The following is a 524-nucleotide window of genomic DNA, read 5'->3' as shown; positions in this document are numbered from 1 at the left end:
CCGCACCGGCTCCGAGTACGTGCTTGACCAGGCGGTCCTCGAGCGAGTGGTACGAGAGGACGGCGATCCGGCCGCCGACCGCGAGGGCCGCGACCGCGGCGGGGATCGCGCGTTCCAGGACCGTGAGCTCGCCGTTGACTTCGATGCGCAGCGCCTGGAAGGTGCGCTTGGCGGGGTTGCCGCCGGTGCGCTTGGCGGCCTGCGGCAGGGCCGCACGGATCAGTTCGACCAGCCGGGCGCTGTTGTGGAAGGGCTCCTTCGCACGTTCGCGCACCACCGCGTCCACGATCTTCCTGGCGAACTTCTCCTCGCCGTACGTCCGCAGGATCCGCACCAGTTCGCCCGGCGGATAGGTGTTGAGCACCTCGGCCGCGCTGATCCCGGTCGTCTGGTCCATCCGCATGTCCAGCGGCGCGTCCTGCGCGTACGCGAAACCCCGCTCGGCCTCGTCCAGTTGCATGGACGACACGCCGAGGTCGAAGAGGATCCCCTGGACACGCGGGATGCCGAGCCGGGCCAGGACC

The 524-nt window shown here is 70.4% G+C and carries 1 protein-coding gene; it reads right to left on the bottom strand.

Going from position 1 to position 524, the window contains the following annotated elements:
• The coding region (rsmH, locus tag CCN51_RS40260) for a 16S rRNA (cytosine(1402)-N(4))-methyltransferase RsmH (RefSeq protein ID WP_086860693.1) at positions 1–524 on the bottom strand (524 nt) is incomplete at both ends.

It is taken from the genome of Streptomyces milbemycinicus (assembly GCF_002154605.1).
In the GTDB taxonomy this organism is placed as follows: Bacteria; Actinomycetota; Actinomycetes; order Streptomycetales; family Streptomycetaceae; genus Streptomyces; species Streptomyces milbemycinicus.
Note: the sequence above shows the minus strand (reverse complement) of the source record. Positions and strands in the feature narration are given on the sequence as shown.